Origin of the sequence: Marinobacter sp. (assembly GCF_035268745.1) — a bacterium.
GTDB lineage: Bacteria > Pseudomonadota > Gammaproteobacteria > Pseudomonadales > Oleiphilaceae > Marinobacter.
The window spans coordinates 1-2390 of the sequence record NZ_DATFKH010000091.1; the positions used below are offsets into that span (position 1 = coordinate 1).

Below are 2390 nucleotides of genomic sequence, written 5' to 3' on the forward strand. Positions count from 1 at the left end.
CCGGACCGCGAAAAATACATGAGCTTTACCACGCCCTATCTGGAATTGCCTGCCTCCATCATCATTAATGAAAACACCCGGGGGGTGTCGGATCTGTCCGACCTGAGCGGGAAAAAGGTTGCCGTGGTCAAGGATTATGCATCCCACGAATACCTGGAACGAACGCATCCCGAACTGGATCTGCTGCCGGTCGCGGATATGGAAAGCGGTCTGTATGCGGTTTCCTACGGCGAGATAGATGCCTTTATTGCCAATGTGGCGACTGCCTCTTACTACATCGAGAAGCTGGCCATCCAGAATCTCCGCGTGGCGGGCGAGACCGGGTTTGTCTACAACATCGGCATCGCCTCCAGAAACGACTGGCCGGTGTTGCGGGATCTGCTGCAGCGGAGTATCGACTCCATCAGCAATGAGGAACGGCAGGCGATTTATCGCAAGTGGATCGGTTTGAAGCCCAGGCAATGGAGTCCGACAAAAGAACAGATGATCAGTTTTGCCGGCATACTGATTCTTGTCGGATTCGGTACCACCCTGATCTGGAACCGGCAGCTGCGAAAAACCGTTGAATTCAGAACCCGGGAACTACGGGCGAGCGAGGCACTGGCCAGCGCTGCCCGTGAAACCGCTGAAACCGCAAACCGTACCAAAACGGATTTTCTTGCCGCCGCAAGTCATGACCTGCGCCAGCCCCTGCATGCCATGAGCCTGCAGATAGGCATGTTGAAGGATTTGCTGAGGAGCGAGCAGTCAGACGAAATTCTGTCACAAATAAGCAATTCACATTTCGCCCTGAGCGAAATCCTCAATGCGTTGCTTGATATCTCCCACCTGGACTCCGGCAATCTGAAGCCCCGCTTTTCCCACTTTCCAGCGGCGCAGCTGTTCAAGCGCCTGGAAACCGAGTTTATCTCCCAGGCCAATGAACATGGTGTCCGGTTGCGTATCAGAATCACCCATGCCTGGCTCTACTCGGATCCGGCGCTGCTCTACCGGGTACTTGCCAACCTGGTGGACAACGCGGTGAAACAGACTGGCAAGGCAGGGGTGCTGGTAACGGCGCGCAAACGAGGTGATCAATGGCGTATTGAAGTATGGGATGATGGCCCGGGTATACCTGTCGAGCAACAGCAGGACATCTTCAACAAGTTCGTACAGCTGGATAAATCCGGCCGTAATCGCTGCGGGGGCATTGGCCTGGGACTTGCCATTGTGCAACGGCTGGACCACCTGCTCGGGCTGCAATTGACCATTCACTCACGGCCCGGTATTGGCAGCTGTTTCAGGTTTACCGTAGCAGCAGGCAGACCGGTTCCACAGCAAAGCGGTAACCCTCTCAGTCCCGAGGAACGTGGTTATCATCTGCAGGGTGCAGTGGTACTGGTGGTCGATGACGATCAGGATGTGCTGAGTGCCACTCGCAGACTGTTGAGTAGCTGGCAGTGCGCGGTAATAACCGCGCCGAGTTATGAAGCTGCTGTGGCGGAAGCGGCCGACGAAGACATCGACATTATTATCGCGGATTACCAGCTTGGCGATGGCCGCACGGGTCTGGATGTCATCAAGACATTGCATGAACAGAACAGCAAAAACGGAAATAAAAAAAGCAGGGCCGTCGTTATCACCGGTGATGTTGATCCTGGTGATGTAATCAATTCCCACGATTGTGATTACCCGGTACTGAGAAAACCGGTCGCGCCAATCACCTTGCGCAGCACCCTGCACAAGTTAATGATCGACTGAAGGCTTTGATGAGTCCCTGACCAGGCCCAGGCGGATCGCTTCCATCACCGTGTCCATGCGATTGCTGGTTTGCAGGCGCTCAAACAGTTTCGCCAGGTGCGCTTTGACAGTATGTACCGAGACGTTCAGTTCTGTGGCGATCTCCTTGTTGGTTTTGCTTCTGGAAAGCCATATCAGTACCTGGTAGGTCTTGTCGGTAATGCCAATCTGTTCGCAGCGTTGTCTGATGACAGCATCGTCTGTCGGTATCGTCGTCTGGGTGCATTCTTCCGGCAGGTAGATTTCCCCGCCGAGGATGCTCTTGATGGCCTCCGCCATCTTCGCCAGATCGTAGGACTTGGGGATATAACCCACGGCGCCGGCGTTGATGCAGGCATGGATGGTTTCCGGCTCTGCGCTCGAGGAGATGATAATCACGGGCAGCGCCAGCCTGCGCTGTTGTATCGCCCGTAAAAAAGCGAGACCGTCGAGGCCCGTCATGGAGAGATCAAGCAGGATGAACTGGTAATAGGGGTGGTAGTCGATCTGGCGCAGTGCCGCCTCGGCAGAAGTGGCCGTGTGAATATCAACACCCAGGTGCATGCCTTTAATCAGTGATTCCATGGCAGAGATAAAGGCGGGGTGGTCATCGACAACGAGTACTTTCATTG

Annotated in this window: 2 protein-coding genes; one reads left to right on the forward strand and one right to left on the reverse strand. The window is 54.9% G+C overall.

Annotated elements, in window-relative coordinates; translation table 11 throughout:
* Positions 1–1740, forward strand: a 1740-nt coding sequence (locus VJ956_RS07655) for an ATP-binding protein (RefSeq protein ID WP_324083489.1), incomplete at its 5' end; no start/stop codon positions are given.
* Here the strand turns inward: VJ956_RS07655 and VJ956_RS07660 are convergent.
* The coding region (locus tag VJ956_RS07660; protein ID WP_324083490.1) for a response regulator transcription factor at positions 1726–2390 on the reverse strand (665 nt) is incomplete at its 5' end. The two genes, VJ956_RS07655 and VJ956_RS07660, sit on opposite strands and share 15 nt — an antisense overlap.